The organism is Sporosarcina saromensis, assembly GCF_054901285.1.
In genome coordinates this window covers 541361-558218 of sequence record NZ_CM142738.1, presented here as the reverse complement: position 1 = coordinate 558218, position 16858 = coordinate 541361, and the positions used below count along the sequence as shown (strand labels likewise).

The window sequence follows — 16858 nt, the reverse complement described above, 5'->3', positions numbered from 1 at the left end:
CTTCATCTATATATAAATTATACTGAAAATTTTGAGTGGTAATAGGTCATTGCCGTTACAAAATAATTAAAATGATGGCTTCCATTGTTGCTTTGACGGTACTGGAAAGGGGTATGAGCGCTTTACAATCAGCAGTGTGACTTCAGGCAGGTAAACAGGTGTTATGGGTGTCGGAGGAGTAAAAGTAGGAAAGCGTGTGTAGTAGTAGTGTTAGAACGTGTGCATCTAACAAGAGTGGCGAATAAATTGTTACAAATGTTGCAAAACGATTACATGCTATCAGACACAAGTAAAATAGTTCGGTTGAATATAAAATAGATTGAAATTATTCTTTATGTTACAATTATTTACAGGTTACTATCTGCGAGGAGAGGAATAAGACATGGAAAAGATTGTGTTAGGCCTATTTTTCATTTTCTTTACGACAAATGTATCTTTTGTCGATACAGGAATCTTGTTCTATGTAACGAATGTAATTGGCTATCTATTCATGTATGTAGGTGTTCGTGAGTTGCACTTGCAAAGTGATCAATTCAAGCGAATTCGATTATGGATAGGATTCATGCTTGCGCATAGTGTATTTTTTGTCGTACTCAATGGCACTGGGAACTCAATTCAGACTCATGCGTTGTCTACATTTAGTTCATCGTTTGTTGGATTTTTCCTCCTTGCACTGGCACTAGTAGGAATGAGCATAATCTTTTATATTCTGCATTTACTACTGCAGGAAGGCATATTTGCAAAGGTAGACAGGTTAGTAGGAGGCGTGTTTGCTACGTTTATAGTGGCGGGTATTTGCTTTTTCTTTACCCCTTCCTACGCATTCCTGCCAATGATTGTCTTATTGTTGCTTGAAGCGGTTTTGCTCATTCGTATGTATGCCACAATACAACAACAAAAAGTGATTAGCGCGTAATAAGAGATAGAATGAAAAAGGAACTGCTACTCAATGCAGTTCTTTTCTATGTTCAGCAATATGCTTCAGCTCTTTTGCACGACTTACGATGAAGTTTTTCATATACCGCTCTAAAAATAACTTATCTGCAAATCGACCTATTACTCCAAATGGAGACTTGTAAGTGAACGAGTCTTTCATCACCGTTCCACTGCCACGTTCGTAAAATGTGTGCACATGTGTAAATGAATGAAAAGCCCCTGAGAGCATGACATCTGTGAATGAATAGGGCACATTCATTTGAATAATTTTCGCTTTTAGTCGTTGTTTTATGCCGAAGTGCACAGCTTCCCATGTCACGGTGTCACCTTCATCCATCAATCCTTGTGTAACGCCGTCGACTGCCCGCTCTTTCGTTTTTGCAGTCGTCAACGTATGCACTTCGACATTGCGCGCTAGGTCGAAGCAAGTATGAATAGGGGCTTCAATATAGATCTCGTATTCAATGGTCGGCATTTGTTCACCCTCCTTGCATGCTAATGTTAGGAGTATACCAAATAACGCCGTGCATAAAGAGGCTGGGACAAAACAGAAAAAATGCATGAAGGCAAAATTCGCCTTCATGCTTTTTTTCTGCTTTTACAATTTCTCTTTTTCATATTCATGAGTGGATCGGAGCGGAAAAAGGCCGACTCCTGCGGGACTGTAGCGCGATTGTTGAGACCCCGCAGGGAGCAAAGCGAAGCGACGCGAACGAGGAGGCTCAAGCGCGCCCCGCGGAAAGCGTGCCTTTTGGAGCGCAGAGAAACGGTCTAAGTAGAGTTTTGTCTCAGCCTCTTTCGTGTTAATTACCATCGTAATGAATTGGAGATCCTGGTCCAAGGTCGAAGCCGAACAGCATCCAGACGATGAGCGTCAAGCTCCAGAACAACAAGAAGAACATCGAGTAAGGGAACATGACCGATACGAGTGTCCCAATACCCATTTTCTTATCGTATTTCTGTGCAAATGCAATGATGATTGCAAAGTACGTCATCAGTGGTGAAATAATATTTGTTGATGAATCTGCTACACGGTATGCCATCTGTGTGAGCTCTGGTGAATAGCCAAGTTCCATCATGATTGGAACAAATACTGGTGCCATCATTGCCCATTTTGCGGACGCACTACCGATGAACAGGTTAATGAATGCCGCGATAACAATGAACAATAAAATCAATGGAATGCCCGTCAAGTTGATGCTTTCAAGGAACTTTGCACCATAAACACCGAGAACAAGTCCCATGTTTGATTCTGAGAAGAATGCAACGAACTGGCTCGCTGTGAAGGACAATACAATGAAAGTACCCATTGCAGCCATTGTGGCAGATAACATCTTCGCAACATCTTTGTCATTCCGTATTTCTTTTGTCACTTTCCCGTAAACGAGTCCAGGTACGAAGAAGAGGAACGCGATAATTGGTACAAGTGATTTCATGAATGGTGATTTGATAATCGGCATATCCGCTTCATCTCCACGTAGCGGTGCACCTGGTAGTAATACGAGTAAAGAGACAAGGATTCCAGCTATGAGTAATGAAAGTCCAGCCCATAGTAACCCTTTTTTCTCGATAGCTGAAAGTTTTTCTACCTTTTCACGGAATTCACCGTTGTATTCTCCAAGACGTGGTTCGACAATTTTCTCCGTCACCCAAGCCCCTACTACTGTAAGAACTACAACAGAAAATGCGATGAAATAATAGTTCATGGCGATATTCATACCGTCCGCATAAGCTGGATTGATAATTGCAGCGGACATGATTGTTAATTCCCCTAATAGAGCATCTGTCCCAGAGAGCAATAAGTTAGCGCTGAAACCACCAGATACGCCAGCGAATGCCGCTGCAAGACCTGCAAGCGGATGTCGTCCGAGTGCGGCAAAGATGACAGCCCCTAGAGGTGGTAGTACAACATAGCCTGCGTCAGAAGCAACACTCGACATGACACCTGCGAAAACGAGTCCAAGTGTAATCAGTCGTTTTGGAACGGACATGACAAATCCGCGAAGTAACGCACTAATTAGACCAGACCCTTCTGCTAGTCCAATACCGAGCATTGTGATGAGCACGACGCCAAGTGGTGCGAAACCGATGAAGTTAGCTGTCATGTTGGTAATGATATAGTGAATGCCTTCTACACTGAGAAGGTTCGTAACCTCAATCGATTCTCCTTCTTTCCCTGGGTGAGGAACACTAATCCCAAAGGAAGATACGACAGCTGAAAGAACAATGACAACAAGTGCAAGGATCGCAAATAATGTCACTGGATGTGGTAAACGGTTCCCTGTTTTTTCGATCATATCTAAAAACTTTTGGAAGAACCCTGTACGTTTTGTATGCATGGAAGACTCCTTTCTCTCATCAGAATACATTTCATTATTCTGTTAATTTTGTCTGTATTTTGGTTAAACTTTAGTATAGTAAACTTTCATTGGAAGATAAATAGTAGAGTAAAATGATTAAATTTAAGGAAATGTCCTACTAGTTAGTAAGTTGTTTAATTGTTGTATTGTAGGGGTTCATTTATTTAGGGTGTCGAAAAATAGTATAAAAAATTCTATGGAGTGGCTTCTTTGAAGTGGCTAGCGACAAGTGGATATTCTAATCGTGGAAAAATAAATAGTACCTACGGAGAACAAGTATAGAAACATATTACTAAAAAATGGCATTAATAAACCCACCTGGAGTCATATGCTCAGGTGGGTTATTCATGTTCTACAGATTAAATCAAGTCTTTGACAGCCTTCGACATCGTCGCGCCATCTGTTTTACCCGCTAGCAACGGTTTCGCAATTTTCATGGCATCACCCATGTTCATGCCTTTTGTAACACCTGCTTCAGTGAGCATCGCTTTTACTTCTTCTTCGCTTAATTGCTTTGGCAAGAAGGATTTCAATAGTAACAATTTCTTCTCCTCTTGCTCAATCAAATCGTCGCGTTGTGCTTGTTTTGCGCCATCTAACGCTTGGTTCGTCTGCTTGACTTCACGGTTGACAACCGCAATTTCCTCTTGCTCTGTCAATGCAGACCCTTTCTCTTTTTCAGCAGAATCCAATGCGGATTTTAAAAGCGTTAGTACACCTTTTGCGAGAGTGTTTTTTTCCTTCATTGCAGTTTTCAATTGTTCGAACACAGTTGTTTTTAACATATTGTTTCTCTCCTCTCTCTGTTTCGTTAGAAATGAACGACACAAAGCTATGTGTAAAAAGTATAGAAGAGATATTTCCCAAAATCAACTTTCGTCATCACTACATACACAATTTGAATATAAATTGATGACTCTGGCAACTATGAATAGAAAGCGGTCATTATTTGAAGGAGGAAAACGAAATGGCAGACAATCCTAAAGGCGTACAAGATAAAAAAGGCATGAGCCGCCGTACGTTCATGAAAAATACGGGCCTTGTGGCGGGTGGAGTAGTCGGTGGGGGGCTATTTGGCAGTCTACTGACAAACCAGTTGCAAGATAAGCCCGCCGTACAATCGACACAAGAAAATGGACTTATCCAAGATGCGCGTGTGTTTTTCAGTCGCGGACAAGATTTTGATATTTTAGCTGCCGCCACAGAGCGTATTTTTCCAAAAGATGATTTAGGACCAGGGGCAATTGAACTTGGCATTCCGTATTTCATTGACAAACAATTGAGCACAGAATGGGGCATTAACGCCAAGGAATATATGAAAGGGCCTTTTGCCGTCTATACGACCAATACAGGCACGCATAATAACTCGCGAAATCAAAGCCAACAAGGTCCAAACGCTGAAACACAAGTACCTGCTCCAACGCCGCGTTACCAAACAAAAATGACGAGAAGTGAGATTTTTGTTACGGGGCTCCGTGAAATGGATAACGTTGCACAAAAAGAATTTGGTGCAAGCTTTGTCAAACTGACAGGAGAACAACAAGACGAAGTGCTGCGCATGTTCGATGAAGGAAAAGTGGATTTAAAAGGAATCGGTTCGAAAAACTTTTTCAATATGTTGCTACAAACGACATTAGAAGGAGCCTACGCAGATCCCGTTTATGGTGGGAATAAAAACATGATGGGCTGGAAGATGAAGGAATATCCCGGTCCGCGAGCAAGTTACATGGCACAAATTGAAGTAGATGAATTTGTAAAGTTAGAACCACAGAGTTTACGCAATTATCAAGGTCATTAATGGGAGGAAACATAGATGGTCATTAAATTAGAAAAAGTGGATGTCGTCGTCGTTGGAACTGGTTGGGCAGGAGGCGTTGTCTGCGCTGAACTTTCAAAAGCTGGCTATAAAGTAGTCGCATTGGAAAGAGGGAAAAACCAGACGAGGGAAGATTACATCGGAGTGAAAGATGAGCTCCGCTATACAAATCGCTATGAAATGATGCAAAACCTTTCTTCTGAAACCATTACATCTCGTAATAATTTAGACGAAGTCGCTCTTCCGGTTCGAACGCGTAAAGAAATGATGGCGGGAACGGACTTAGGTGGCGGCAGCGTTCACTGGGCAGGTGCATGCTACCGATGGACACCGTATGATTTTGAGATTAAAAGCAAAACGATTGAGCGCTATGGCAAAGGCAAGATTCCTGAAGGGATGACGATTCAAGACTGGGGCATCACCTATGATGAGATGGAAAAATACTACGACAAATGGGAAAAGACAGCGGGTATTTCAGGTGAAAAGGATCCAAATCCACTCGCCGCCAAACGATCCAGTGACTATCCAAACCCGCCTATGAAAGAATCACCACCTATTAAGTTATTTAAAGAAGCAACAAAAAAGTTGGGCTATCATCCTTTCCAAGTACCAGCAGGAAATTTATCGCAGTCATACACAAATCCAGATGGTGAAGCGATGAATGCTTGTATGTACTGTTCTTATTGTACGCAATACGGTTGTGACTTCGGAGCAAAATCAGACCCGCTTGTTTCCGTCATTCCAACTGCGACAAAGACGGGGAACTTTGAAGCAAGAGTCGGAGCGAATGTCCGACGCGTCCTCTACAAAAATGGCAAAGCGACAGGTGTCTTGTATGTGAACACATTGACGGGTGAGGAATACGAACAACCTGCAGACGTAGTCGTGCTCGCAGCATTCACCTTTACAAACAATCGTTTGCTCTTACTATCTGGAATCGGCGAGCCGTATGATCCGAAAACGCGAAAAGGGGTCATCGGTCGAAATTACAACGGTCAATTCGGCATTACGTTCCTAGGTGCACGTGGCTTCTTCGATGAGAAGAAATTCAATTACTATGCAGGTGCAGGAGCATTAGGGGGCGTCATCAGCGATTATGCAGCGGATAACTTCGACCATACGAATTTAAATTTCCTCAACGGTGGCGGTATTGAAATGCGTCAATACGGTTCCGGCCCTATCGCAACGAACAAAGTGCCAAAAGGAACACCTTCATGGGGAGCAGAATTCAAAAAGAAGTCTGTTCATTATACAAATAGATCATTGGTCGTTTGGTACACATCCGCAAACATGGCGTGGTGGCACAATTACCTCAGTTTAGATCCGACTTACAAGGATGACAACGGTGATCCGCTATTACGCGTAACCTTTAAATATACTGACCAAGACCGCAATATCGCTAAATTCGGTATCGAGAAATCTCGTGAAATTATGGAAGCGATGGGCGCAGACATTGTGGATGAGGATGAAGTGCCTCAAGAATTCGACCACGTCTATGACGGTGGCCATTACGCAGGTGGTGTCATCATGGGTACAGATCCTACGACGTCTGCCGTAAATAATTATCTACAAATGTGGGATGCAGAAAATATCTTTGTTATCGGTGCGTCCGCGTTCCCTCAATTCGCAGGCCATCACCCGACAGAAACCGTTGGTGCGCTTGCCTATCGTGCTTCAGAAGGAATTGAGAAGTACTTGAAAGAAGGCGGTATGCTGGTCGCTAAAAAAGAAGTGAGTACGCAAGTGTAACAGCAGTCCAAAACCGAATCTAGAACGAATAAATCGCATGAAACCAACCTATTTATAGTTGGTTCATGCGGTTTTTTGTTGCTTCAAAACGGAACCAGTTCAATTAAAAATACATATACTACAGGTAACGTGCCATTTAAAGAGGGGGGTACTTGTTATGCCAGACTTCTGGCTATTGCTGAGTGGACAAATGACATGGAATTGGTATTTATTTATTGCATGCGCATGTACTTATTGTGTGTATATATGGTTTATTCATAACTATACAGCGTTAAAATGGCTCAGCTGTAAACCGATGCTGTTTCTAGTTAGCATGATTTTCTTGTATGCCATCGTCGGTAGCCCTTTAGCCGTCATCAGCCACCTATCCTTCAGCTTACATATGATTCAAATGAGCATCCTATACTTCCTCATTCCACCACTGCTTCTCCTTGGGATTCCCGAATCACTGTTCCAAAAACTAACAAGTAAGCGTTTTGTCAAAACAACTTCTCGCCTCAGAAACGTTCCGATCGCAAGCCTCTACCTGTTTGCGCTACTTTTTCTGCTTTATCATTTACCTTTCATGCTTACTGTTTTAGTAAAAATACCGATGCTTCAAAATGCGTATCTGTTTGTGCTATTCATTCTTTCCTTCGGGATGTGGTGGCCGATGGTTTCGCCGGACCCCAAAAAACGTTTAGCTGCCAATCAAATGAAGCGATACGCTATGAACAGTGGGTACATCCTTTTACCTGCTTGCCTATTATTCATACTGACTGCTTTTATCGATAGTGGCAATAATGCTTTATTCAACCAACTTACGGTCCATTTATGCCTGCCACCAAGTCTCGGTTCCACCGATGTATTACCATCCCCCTTCAATACGAAGTACGACCAAGCACTTTCGGGTTTTTTCATGCTCGGGTTGCACAAGGTTAGTTTAGGAATGGTTATGAAATATGAGTGGCATATAGAAGCGAAAAGCCGCTATCCCGATTAACTCCGGACAGCAGCTTTTTTAGATTTTCTTCACAAATTCAGTTTTTAGTTGCATGGGGCCGAATCCATCAATTTTACAATCAATATCATGATCGCCATCCACCAATTTAATGTTTTTCACTTTCGTTCCCATTTTGACAACATTGGAACTGCCTTTCACTTTCAAATCTTTAATGACCGTAACAGTGTCTCCGTCTTGCAGGACGTTTCCGTTCGCATCACGGTACACTTTCTCCTCCTGCGCTTCCTGTTCGGATTCAGCTGTCCATTCGTATGCACATTCAGGGCAAACAAACAGAATTCCATCTTCGTATGTGTATTCTGAATTACATTTAGGACAATTTGGCAATGTACTCATCATCTGATTCCTCCATCCGGTATGTTCCTCTCTACTATATCAAACAAACAAAATAAGCCAAGTGGTGGTAGAGAATATGGATTAATTGTTTATCGTAGCAGGCCTGTTGATTAGCTATTTTTTACAAGTATACTTCTTCGAACCCGTTGGCTTGCGTTCCGGCGCACGCTTTCCGCGGGGCACGGGTGAGCCTCCTCGTCCGCTTTGCTCCCTGCGGGGTCTCACCATTCGTGCTATTCCCCCGCAGGAGTCGGCGCCTGCACTCCAGCCAACTAGCTTGTGCTGACAACTTATTTTCCTCTCAACTTAAAAAATGCTCGTCAGGATTGGAGCAAAAGGCGGCGAAAGCTGTCACGAAGAACAGCTTTTGCGAGTAAAAGCGTAGCGTTAGGAGCAACGGTTCACCGAGGCTGCCTTAAGTTCTGTAAAATGCACAGAATTTAAGTCAAAGCTCACCCTGCGCAGTTGGCTTGGCTGAAGTTGTGCCCGGGGAACGCGCCGTCTGGAGCGGAAATCCGGTGTTTATCGAGGATTAAGGGAAATTGGATATTATTATATCTCACAAATTGGTTAACCAACTCGCCTGATATCGTAGAATCGTTACTCTAAGGTGTGAAAGTAAAGAAAAGTGAATCAATTTGAATGAACCGTGAAACTTTGGTATATTATAAGCAATATGGAATCTAAGAAGTGGCCAAGTAGATGGAAATTGTGAAACAGAAAGTATAGCGAATGTTGAGAGCTATACCACCGCTTTTCATTGAACCCTACCACGGAGATGTTATGCAAACATAACCGAGTCGTTTTCGTTACTAAACGTCCGAGGGCTTATGAACGTTATAAGCTGAACGAAGGTGGTACCACGTCTATCCAGCACAAAGACGTCCTTATTTGAGGGACAGCTTTGTGCTTTTTACTATGTCTAGGGAGGAAAAAATTATGAGCAATCAGCAGAACGATTTTTCAAAATGGTATATCGATACGATCCAAAAGGCGGATTTGATGGACTACACGCCAGTGCGTGGATGTATCGCGTTTAAACCGGATGGCTTTGAAATTTGGGAGCACATCCAAGAAGAGATGAATAAGCGCTTTAAAGAAACGGGACACCGAAATGCGTATTTCCCGATGTTAATTCCTGAATCGTTCTTCCAAAAGGAGAAGGATCATATTGAAGGCTTTTCACCGGAACTACCATGGGTGACGGAAGCTGCGGGCGAGCAGTTGGAAGAGCGTTTGGCGCTACGTCCTACATCTGAAACGATGATCGGTCATTTGTATTCGGATTGGATTAAAAGCTACCGCGATTTGCCAGTGTTAATTAACCAATGGGCGAACGTTTTCCGTTGGGAGAAGAAAACATTGCCGTTCATCCGTACATCCGAATTCTTATGGCAAGAAGGTCATACAGCACATGCGGATGAAGAAGAAGCACGTACAGAAACAATGCAAATGTTGAACATTTATAAAGAAGTGGTTGAAGAATTGCTTGCGATTCCTGTCTATGACGGTCAAAAAACGCAATCAGAACGCTTTGCCGGTGCGGTTGACACGTATTCAATCGAAGCGATGATGAAGGACGGAAAAGCGGTACAAGCAGGAACGTCCCACTATTTAGGTACGAAATTCGCGGAAGCGTTCGACATCAAGTATTTGACGAAGGAAAACCGTCATGAATTTGTCCATACGACATCATGGGGTACGTCCACGCGTCTCATTGGTTCTGTCATTATGGTACATGGTGATGAGCAAGGGCTCGTATTACCACCACGTATTGCACCAACACAAGTCGTGTTAATCCCAGTAGGACCATGGAAGAAAAATCCTGCCATCATGGAAAAACTCGACGCAATCTTTGCGGAGTTGAAAGCGAAAGGTATCCGCGTCCGTTTGGATGATTCCGATCAATCGCCAGGTTACAAATTCAACGAGTGGGAACTAAAAGGCGTGCCTGTTCGTATTGAGCTTGGACCACGTGACTTGGAAAACAACCAAGCACTTATGAAAGCACGAGATGAAGGCGAGAAAGTAGCAGTTGAATTGTCTCAAGTTGTTGAAAGTGTAGAAAAGGAATTACAAACGATGCAAACGCGTTTGCTTGAAAAGGCACGCGCATTCCGCTCGGAGCATTCCCATACACATATTGATACATTGGACGAGTTGACAAAGCATATTGCGGACTCAGTAGACAAAGGCGAAATACCTGGATGGATCCTTGCAGGCTGGTGTGGAGACGACGCGTGCGAAGAGCACGTGAAGGAAGAAACGAAATTTACAACACGTAACATCCCATTCAATCCACCAGCAGAAAAGTCGACATGCATTAATTGTGGCAAAGACGCTAAGCATACAGTGTGGTTCGCGAGAGCTTATTAATAAAAAGCTTAGTGAATTAGGCAGTTCCACATTGAAGTGCATGGAATATAACATATACCCCCCTGTTCAGTTTTCCGACTGAATGGGGGATTTTTTTATTCTGTTTTTGGGAGTGCATGTTGTCGGGGTGATGTAGTACGAAGGTCATGAAATGGCGATAACTTTCACTATACGATTGATAAGTCGACGTATCCAATCGAATAAATTGTGAACTCGATTGATAAAAAGCGCAAACCATGATGAAAAACCTTTAGTTGGTCGATTGCATACCGCGCAAAGAAAGATATGAGCATAATAAATGGGTCATACATTATAATTCTACCAACTTTACCATACTAAATAATAATAGTTCCCATGTTTCTTTAATTTGCCACAAAGTTGTTTCAATCTTAAAACATATAGAAAAATGCATAGAAAAAGAATGAAGTACAGGGTAGGGTTAAAGTATAGAAAAGGAGGTATTAGAAATGAGAAAAACTTCAACACTCGTTCTAGGATTCCTATTAGTAGTGGCATTTTCAATGGTTGGCATGATGGCAAATCAATTAAAAGCCAACAAAGAAGAGGCGAACAAAAAAGAAGAAACAACTGTAGAAACACCAACACAAGTAGCGGGCATTGTACATAATCCTCCATCTTTGGATGATGTACCGGACGGCCCATTAGGAGAAGCCATTTTACGTGGTTATGAACTAACAAATGACACATCGAACGTTTTGAGAAGCGAAGCACCAACTGCCGCAGATGGTGAGGCACGTGTTAATGAATTATCATGTACTAGCTGTCACGCAGGAGCAGGTATGGAAGAGGAAGTATCATCACTCGTCGGGATGGCATCTGTATATCCCATGTACATCGGACGTTCAGGACAAATTGTTACTTTGGAAGAGCGGATTAATGGATGTATGGTCAGAAGTATGAATGGCCAAAAGTTTGCGGACGACGATGAAGATCTAGATGCAATGGTCGCATATTTAACGTATATTTCTGAAGGGATTCCTGTCGGTGCAGACCTTCCATGGCGACACCAAAGTAACATGGAAGACGTCCCGGTACCTAGCGTTGCGGATGGTGAAAAGCTTTATCAGCAATCCTGTATCGCTTGTCACGCCGCGGATGGGGCAGGTACAGGCTCTAATACAGGTCCAGCATTATGGGGTAACGGATCATTCAATGACGGCGCAGGGATTTCAAGAATGTCCAAAATGGCAGGTTACATTCAACATAATATGCCGATCGGGGCAGCAGGTACTTTGACTGATCAAGAGGCAAGTGATTTAGCAGCATTCATCCTATCACACGACCGCCCGGAATGGAAAAATCATGACAAGGACTGGCCAGCTGGCGGAAGACCAACTGATATCATTGATAAAGAGCGTCGTGAGCAAATCCAAAACGGTACAATTGATTGGAATGAAGTGCTCGGCAAAAACTGAGTCATAGCATAATAAAACCGCGTGAAACGAAGAGAGTTCACGCGGTTTTTTCATTAGCTCAAGCTTTGTTCCATTACCCGTAAAATTTCTTTACTAGAAATGGCACGCTCTCCGCCGCCTTGTACAAACGATTCATTTCCACCTCCTTTACCATTCATTAATGGCAAAGCCGCAGCCGATACTTGTTTCATATTTGCTTCACAAGAAGAGCCACGAGCTGCAACAAATTGTAATTTATCTTCATTCACAGCGACGAGCAACACAACGACCTCACTATCCAAGCCGACAAGAAGACGCGCTAGTTTTTGTAGCTCTTGTATCGATCGATTCTCAAATGTACCTTTCACAATTGAATCATGCTGACAGGCCAATAAATCTTTCGCTTCAAATGTCAACAATGCTTCTTTGGCGTCTTCAAGCGATTTCTCCAACAGTTGTTGTGAAGATAGTAACTTCTCAATCGCTATACTAACACCGGTTTCCGGGGCACTTAATAATTTTGAAGCTGTTGAAAGTTCTTCATGTTTACGATGAAGCTCATCTAGTACGCGCTCACCACATACAAAATGTACACGAACTTTCCGTTTCTGCTTTTCCGTAGATAGGATTTTCAACATTCCAACTTCACCTGTTGAGCGGGGATGCGTTCCCCCACAACCGTTATAATCAAATTCTGGAATGATGACAAGACGGATTTCATCGTTTACAGCGACTTGTTTACGTAAAGGATAGTGCGCTAACTCTTCCTCCGTCACCCACTTCGTTTCAATAGGTCGATTTTCAAGAATGATCGAATTGGCCAATTTTTCAGCCGCTGCCAATTGATCTACTGAAATTGACTCCACGTCTAAATCAATCGAAACGAGCTCCTTACCTAAATGAAAACTTACCGTCTGGAAGCCAAAAAGCTCAACAAACGCTGCCGTCAAAATGTGTTGGCCCGCATGCTGTTGCATATGGTCAAAACGGCGCGGCCAATCAATTTCCCCTGTCACTTCTGGTGAACCTAGATAGTGCTCATCAAGAAAATGCCGAATTTCGCCGTCAACTTCCTCCACATCTATAACCGTAATCCCTTCAAGGGTCCCCGTATCATGCGGCTGTCCTCCACCCGTCGGATAAAATGCCGTATTATCAAGAACAACATAGGGACGCCCGTTTTCATCCTCACCACTATGTACAATGCATGCACGAAACGACTTTTGATACGCATCTTCATAATAAAATCGATTTTTTAACATAGAAACGTCTCCCTTGGAATGTGTAAATAGCACTGTCCATCTACAATATAATGACAGTTTAATGCTTCACGTAGTGTAAGTGTACATGAAATAAAAAAAGCTTCCCACTATTTCAGTGAGAAGCTCCGTTCATTTTTTTGCAAAAAAGTCACAATCCGTTCCATCAACCGATCATATTTGTCCTTCCATAACGACTTCATCGCAATCGTTAAAAATAGAAGTGACACTAGAAGAATACTAGATACAATCGTCGTCAGTTTAAAAAACAACATCTCGTTCAGTCCACCAATTGCGATGGAAATTGCAATACTACCAAGTAACATAATTGACACGATAGGCAGTAGCTGGATGAATAAATCATAATTTCTCTTTTTCATAAATTGAATAATGAAAGGCGATATAAAGCCAATCAAGAGTATATACAGTACAATAATTAACGTATCTAAAACGACCAAGAATTTATCCACTTTCAAGCCCCCTTGCTAATCTACTTTTACAATCTATACCCGATATCCACGCAAAATATTCATAGACAAAAAGAAAAAGAAAAGGCCCGAGCAATGAAGAGGGATTAGCATCCTACAAACGAAGCATAATTCCTCAGAACGCCGCATAACCGTTCATAAAAACCTAGTTTGTCAAAGGCATTCAGCGCGATAGCAACTCCACCAACAAAAAATCCACGCGATCATAAGTGTTCAAACGTGGCAAACTTCTCCTTAACGGTTCATATTCCACGCAAACGCGCCAAAACTCCGCAGAACGCGGCAAACTTGCCCAAAACAACTCATACTTCTTGAAAACGCCGCATAACCGTTCATAAAACCCTTGTTTGTCAAAGGTATTCAGCGCGATAGCAACCCCACCAACAAAAAATTCTCGCGATCATAAGTGTTCAAAAGCGGCAAACTTCTCCTTAACGGCTCATACTCCACGCAAACGCGGCAAAACTCCGTAGAACGCGGCAAACTTGCCCAAAACAACTCATACTTCTTGAAAACGCCGCATATCCGTCAATAAAACCCTTGTTTGTCAAAGGCATTCAGCGCGACAGCAACTCCACCAACAAAAAATCCCCGCGATCATAAGTGTTCAAACGCCGCAAATTTCTCCTTAACGGCTCATAATACAAGCAATCACGGCAAAATTCCTCAGAACGCGGCATATCCGCTCCAAACGCGGCATAATTCCCCAGAACGCCGCATAACCCCAAAAACAAAAAGGATGAACAAAAAAGTTCACCCTCTCCAATCAGTATTTATTCAACAATCTCAAAGCTCTCTAGCATATGCGTAAATCTCGCGCCGTGCCCCTCGGCCGCTTCAAGAAAATACTTTTGCGTAATGACAAAGCTTCCGTCCTTACCGTTACTAGTCACGTATACATCCACAACTTTCCCATCCCATGTCGATTCAGTCAGGCCATGTAACCAAAAACCTTCAACTGGCTCCGTCACCGTTTCGACCGGTCGCAATTCAGGAAAGTCCATTCTCAACTCCTCCTCAATTTCCTTTACCAACAGCTCCGGTTTTTTAGACGCGACTTGCTTAATCTCCATACTTACTTCAGGATATTTTTCAGGAAGTGGCTCAATCGTTGTTATGACATCCGCTTCTTCTCCATTGATCATCTTATAACGTGATTCATCCACGTATATAACATATTCAGAATTGGCGCCTTCATTTAACGTAACGTTGGTCGCCTCATCTTTCCCCTCAAGACTTTGAATAATCTCCTTTTCCGTAACAAACATATCTTTTACACTCTTGATAAGGGCTAGGCCAGTGTCCGTTTGCAGAGTGAACGCAATAATCACTGCCGCTGCAGCGACAATAACGGCGGAAATCAATCCTTTTCGTTTTTTCACTTTATGCTTCCTCCCTTTAAATAGCTCTTCATCCAAATGACTCCAAATGTCTTCTTGCAATTCATTCACAACATCATCTGTCTGCTTGTATAATGCCTTCTTCACATGCTCCTCAAAGTTACTCACCCGGATTCGCCTCCCTTTCAAACGGCTCCAATTGAACCTTCAGCCGTTTTCTTGCTTTAAATAATCGCGACTTGACGGTGTTTTGATTCAACCCTAAAATGTCCGCAATCTCTTTTTCAGAAAATCCTTTAATATATTTTAAGATGATTGGTATACGATGCCCATCATCTAAAGATTGAATGACATTGTAGAGATCCGCCAAATGGTCGAATGAAGCTTCTGCCAATGCGGCATTGTTCGCTAAGTCAGAGGGTGAAATGTTCACCAATGAAAATTCTTTCTTCATTAACCGTAGACATTCATTTGTCAGTATTCGGTAAAACCAAGGGTCGAAGGGTAAATTTGTATCGTAACTATCAATTTGCCGAAAAACACGGATAAACGTTTCTTGCACCGCATCTTTTGCTAATTCTCGGTTGCGGGTAATTGCGGAGGCGGTGCGGATTGCGTTGCCTGCATACGCCTCATAAAATTGACGGAAAGCAAGTTGATTTCCGGAACGTATTTGTTTGACCCACGTATTGTCCTTCACGCGGCGCACTCCTTTCACTGCCAACGAATTTTGTTGTCTTCACTATATATACCCTTCGAATGTTTAAAAAGTTTTCAGCACAAAAAAAGATTTCACAAGAGCCAAAGCGGTTCTGTGAAATCTAAGTCGTTATAATTTCTTTAGTGCAATTTTACGATTTGCGAAGCTAGGCAACGTCATGCCGACTAAAATAATGGCGATGCCGACAAGTTGCAAGATGGTCAAATGTTCTTGCAATAAAAGCACAGAAGCTGTGACAGCTACCGGTAGTTCAATTGCACTCAAAATGGAAGCAGCCCCTGCCCCCACTTTCGGAATGCCGATTGAAAACAGTAAAATGGGCAAGATGATACCAAAGACACCTAAAATCAGTCCGTATATCCACAATCCATCGACCAATGTGCCATCAAACAAAATCTTCGGCTCTTGGAAAAATGTGATAGCAATTGCAGCAAAAAAAGACATGAACAGTAGCCGTGTTTGCATATCCATCCCTTCAACAGGACGTGAATTAGACATTAAAAAAGCAGAAAAACTCACTGCTGCAGCCATCCCCCAAGCCCAACCTTGCCAAGGAATGCCACTTAGGTCTGCATCAATGACTCCGGCCGCTAAAAGGGTTCCTCCGAACAAAAAGACCAATGCAATAACTTCAATCCGCTTAGGTAATCGCCGACGCGCGATACAGTCGAAGAGCATCCCAATCCATGTGAATTGAAAAAGCATGACCACGGCAAGAGAAGCAGGCATGTAACTAATTGCTTTACCGTAAACAGTTCCAGTCAAGGCGGTGAATAAACCAGCGATGACAAGCGTAAAACCGCCCCCAAACTTTGGGAGTTTTCGATGTGTCACAACGAAAATGATTACTGCTAATACAAATCCAATATAGTATTGGCTAGTCACTGCCTGGGCAGCTGTATAGCCATCACGGATAGCCAATTTAATGATCGTCGATAGAATACCATAACTGCTCGCACCAATAATGACGAACAATGGATACATCCAAAATTTCATGTATGCTCCTCCAGTCCACGAAATAGTATAGCACGGACTGAATGGAATAAGCATTGAAAAATC

General features: G+C 42.6%; 15 protein-coding genes. 6 read left to right on the top strand and 9 right to left on the bottom strand.

The window, feature by feature from the left end; genetic code table 11:
- Positions 1–382 precede the first annotated feature (382 nt).
- Positions 383–916 (top strand): hypothetical protein, encoded by a 534-nt coding sequence (locus tag ACVHUV_RS02660; RefSeq protein WP_462086055.1) that lies wholly within the window; start codon positions 383–385, stop codon positions 914–916.
- Positions 917–946: 30 nt separating this feature from the next.
- On the opposite strand, the gene ACVHUV_RS02655 is transcribed toward ACVHUV_RS02660, so the two are convergent.
- The 3 genes from ACVHUV_RS02655 to ACVHUV_RS02645 form a co-directional block, all read right to left on the bottom strand.
- A complete protein-coding gene (locus ACVHUV_RS02655) occupies positions 947–1411 on the bottom strand; it encodes an SRPBCC family protein (protein WP_462086054.1) in 465 nt (154 codons plus the stop codon).
- Positions 1412–1739: 328 nt separating this feature from the next.
- Positions 1740–3275, bottom strand: a complete 1536-nt coding sequence (locus ACVHUV_RS02650) for an AbgT family transporter (protein ID WP_462086053.1) — start codon at positions 3273–3275, stop codon at positions 1740–1742.
- 380 nt (positions 3276–3655) lie between these two features.
- Entirely contained in the window at positions 3656–4081 is a 426-nt protein-coding gene (locus ACVHUV_RS02645) for a GatB/YqeY domain-containing protein (RefSeq protein ID WP_462086052.1), read from the bottom strand.
- 182 nt (positions 4082–4263) lie between these two features.
- Between ACVHUV_RS02645 and ACVHUV_RS02640 the strand changes: the two genes are divergently transcribed.
- The 3 genes from ACVHUV_RS02640 (at position 4264) to ACVHUV_RS02630 (ending at position 7843) form a co-directional block, all read left to right on the top strand.
- Positions 4264–5094, top strand: coding sequence for a gluconate 2-dehydrogenase subunit 3 family protein (locus ACVHUV_RS02640; protein ID WP_317945713.1), 831 nt, complete (start codon positions 4264–4266; stop codon positions 5092–5094).
- 15 nt (positions 5095–5109) lie between these two features.
- Positions 5110–6861 (top strand): GMC family oxidoreductase, encoded by a 1752-nt coding sequence (locus ACVHUV_RS02635; protein ID WP_462086051.1) that lies wholly within the window; start codon positions 5110–5112, stop codon positions 6859–6861.
- A 157-nt stretch (positions 6862–7018) separates the two neighbouring features.
- Positions 7019–7843, top strand: coding sequence for a cytochrome c oxidase assembly protein (locus tag ACVHUV_RS02630; protein ID WP_462086050.1), 825 nt, complete (start codon positions 7019–7021; stop codon positions 7841–7843).
- Positions 7844–7861: 18 nt separating this feature from the next.
- Here ACVHUV_RS02630 and ACVHUV_RS02625 read toward each other — a convergent pair whose 3' ends face one another.
- Positions 7862–8200 carry a zinc ribbon domain-containing protein YjdM gene (locus ACVHUV_RS02625; protein ID WP_462086049.1) on the bottom strand — a complete coding sequence of 113 codons (339 nt, stop codon included), beginning with the start codon at positions 8198–8200 and terminating at the stop codon, positions 7862–7864.
- Positions 8201–9139: 939 nt separating this feature from the next.
- On the opposite strand from ACVHUV_RS02625, the gene proS reads away from it, so the two are divergent.
- Together proS and ACVHUV_RS02615 are read left to right on the top strand one after the other, a co-directional pair.
- Positions 9140–10576 (top strand): proline--tRNA ligase, encoded by a 1437-nt coding sequence (gene proS / locus ACVHUV_RS02620; RefSeq protein WP_462086048.1) that lies wholly within the window; start codon positions 9140–9142, stop codon positions 10574–10576.
- A 467-nt stretch (positions 10577–11043) separates the two neighbouring features.
- Positions 11044–12012 carry a c-type cytochrome gene (locus ACVHUV_RS02615; protein ID WP_462086047.1) on the top strand — a complete coding sequence of 323 codons (969 nt, stop codon included), beginning with the start codon at positions 11044–11046 and terminating at the stop codon, positions 12010–12012.
- Between the two features lie 53 nt (positions 12013–12065).
- Here the strand turns inward: ACVHUV_RS02615 and ACVHUV_RS02610 are convergent, their stop codons facing one another.
- From ACVHUV_RS02610 to ACVHUV_RS02590, 5 genes are all read right to left on the bottom strand, one after another.
- Complete coding sequence (locus tag ACVHUV_RS02610) at positions 12066–13253, bottom strand: alanyl-tRNA editing protein (protein WP_462086046.1); 1188 nt, start codon at positions 13251–13253, stop codon at positions 12066–12068.
- Positions 13254–13360: 107 nt separating this feature from the next.
- Positions 13361–13720: a hypothetical protein gene (locus tag ACVHUV_RS02605; RefSeq protein WP_371391297.1), complete on the bottom strand. Its 360-nt coding sequence runs from the start codon at positions 13718–13720 to the stop codon at positions 13361–13363.
- A gap of 791 nt (positions 13721–14511) precedes the next feature.
- Positions 14512–15246, bottom strand: a complete 735-nt coding sequence (locus ACVHUV_RS02600) for a hypothetical protein (RefSeq protein WP_462086045.1) — start codon at positions 15244–15246, stop codon at positions 14512–14514.
- The gene (locus ACVHUV_RS02595; protein WP_462086044.1) at positions 15239–15778 is read right to left on the bottom strand and encodes an RNA polymerase sigma factor; all 540 of its coding nucleotides are present in this window, start codon (positions 15776–15778) and stop codon (positions 15239–15241) included. Before ACVHUV_RS02595 ends, ACVHUV_RS02600 begins: the two co-directional genes overlap by 8 nt.
- A 129-nt stretch (positions 15779–15907) precedes the next feature.
- The gene (locus tag ACVHUV_RS02590) at positions 15908–16795 is read right to left on the bottom strand and encodes an EamA family transporter (RefSeq protein WP_317945695.1); all 888 of its coding nucleotides are present in this window, start codon (positions 16793–16795) and stop codon (positions 15908–15910) included.
- Positions 16796–16858 lie beyond the last annotated feature (63 nt).

What these genes read in the sequence shown, in the direction of transcription:
- ACVHUV_RS02660 (WP_462086055.1), top strand. Translation starts at nt 383, where the DNA reads ATGGAAAAGATTGTGTTAGGCCTATTTTTCATTTTCTTTACGACAAAT.
- ACVHUV_RS02655 (WP_462086054.1), bottom strand. Translation starts at nt 1,411, where the DNA reads ATGCCGACCATTGAATACGAGATCTATATTGAAGCCCCTATTCATACT.
- ACVHUV_RS02650 (WP_462086053.1), bottom strand. Translation starts at nt 3,275, where the DNA reads ATGCATACAAAACGTACAGGGTTCTTCCAAAAGTTTTTAGATATGATC.
- ACVHUV_RS02645 (WP_462086052.1), bottom strand. Translation starts at nt 4,081, where the DNA reads ATGTTAAAAACAACTGTGTTCGAACAATTGAAAACTGCAATGAAGGAA.
- ACVHUV_RS02640 (WP_317945713.1), top strand. Translation starts at nt 4,264, where the DNA reads ATGGCAGACAATCCTAAAGGCGTACAAGATAAAAAAGGCATGAGCCGC.
- ACVHUV_RS02635 (WP_462086051.1), top strand. Translation starts at nt 5,110, where the DNA reads ATGGTCATTAAATTAGAAAAAGTGGATGTCGTCGTCGTTGGAACTGGT.
- ACVHUV_RS02630 (WP_462086050.1), top strand. Translation starts at nt 7,019, where the DNA reads ATGCCAGACTTCTGGCTATTGCTGAGTGGACAAATGACATGGAATTGG.
- ACVHUV_RS02625 (WP_462086049.1), bottom strand. Translation starts at nt 8,200, where the DNA reads ATGAGTACATTGCCAAATTGTCCTAAATGTAATTCAGAATACACATAC.
- proS (WP_462086048.1), top strand. Translation starts at nt 9,140, where the DNA reads ATGAGCAATCAGCAGAACGATTTTTCAAAATGGTATATCGATACGATC.
- ACVHUV_RS02615 (WP_462086047.1), top strand. Translation starts at nt 11,044, where the DNA reads ATGAGAAAAACTTCAACACTCGTTCTAGGATTCCTATTAGTAGTGGCA.
- ACVHUV_RS02610 (WP_462086046.1), bottom strand. Translation starts at nt 13,253, where the DNA reads ATGTTAAAAAATCGATTTTATTATGAAGATGCGTATCAAAAGTCGTTT.
- ACVHUV_RS02590 (WP_317945695.1), bottom strand. Translation starts at nt 16,795, where the DNA reads ATGAAATTTTGGATGTATCCATTGTTCGTCATTATTGGTGCGAGCAGT.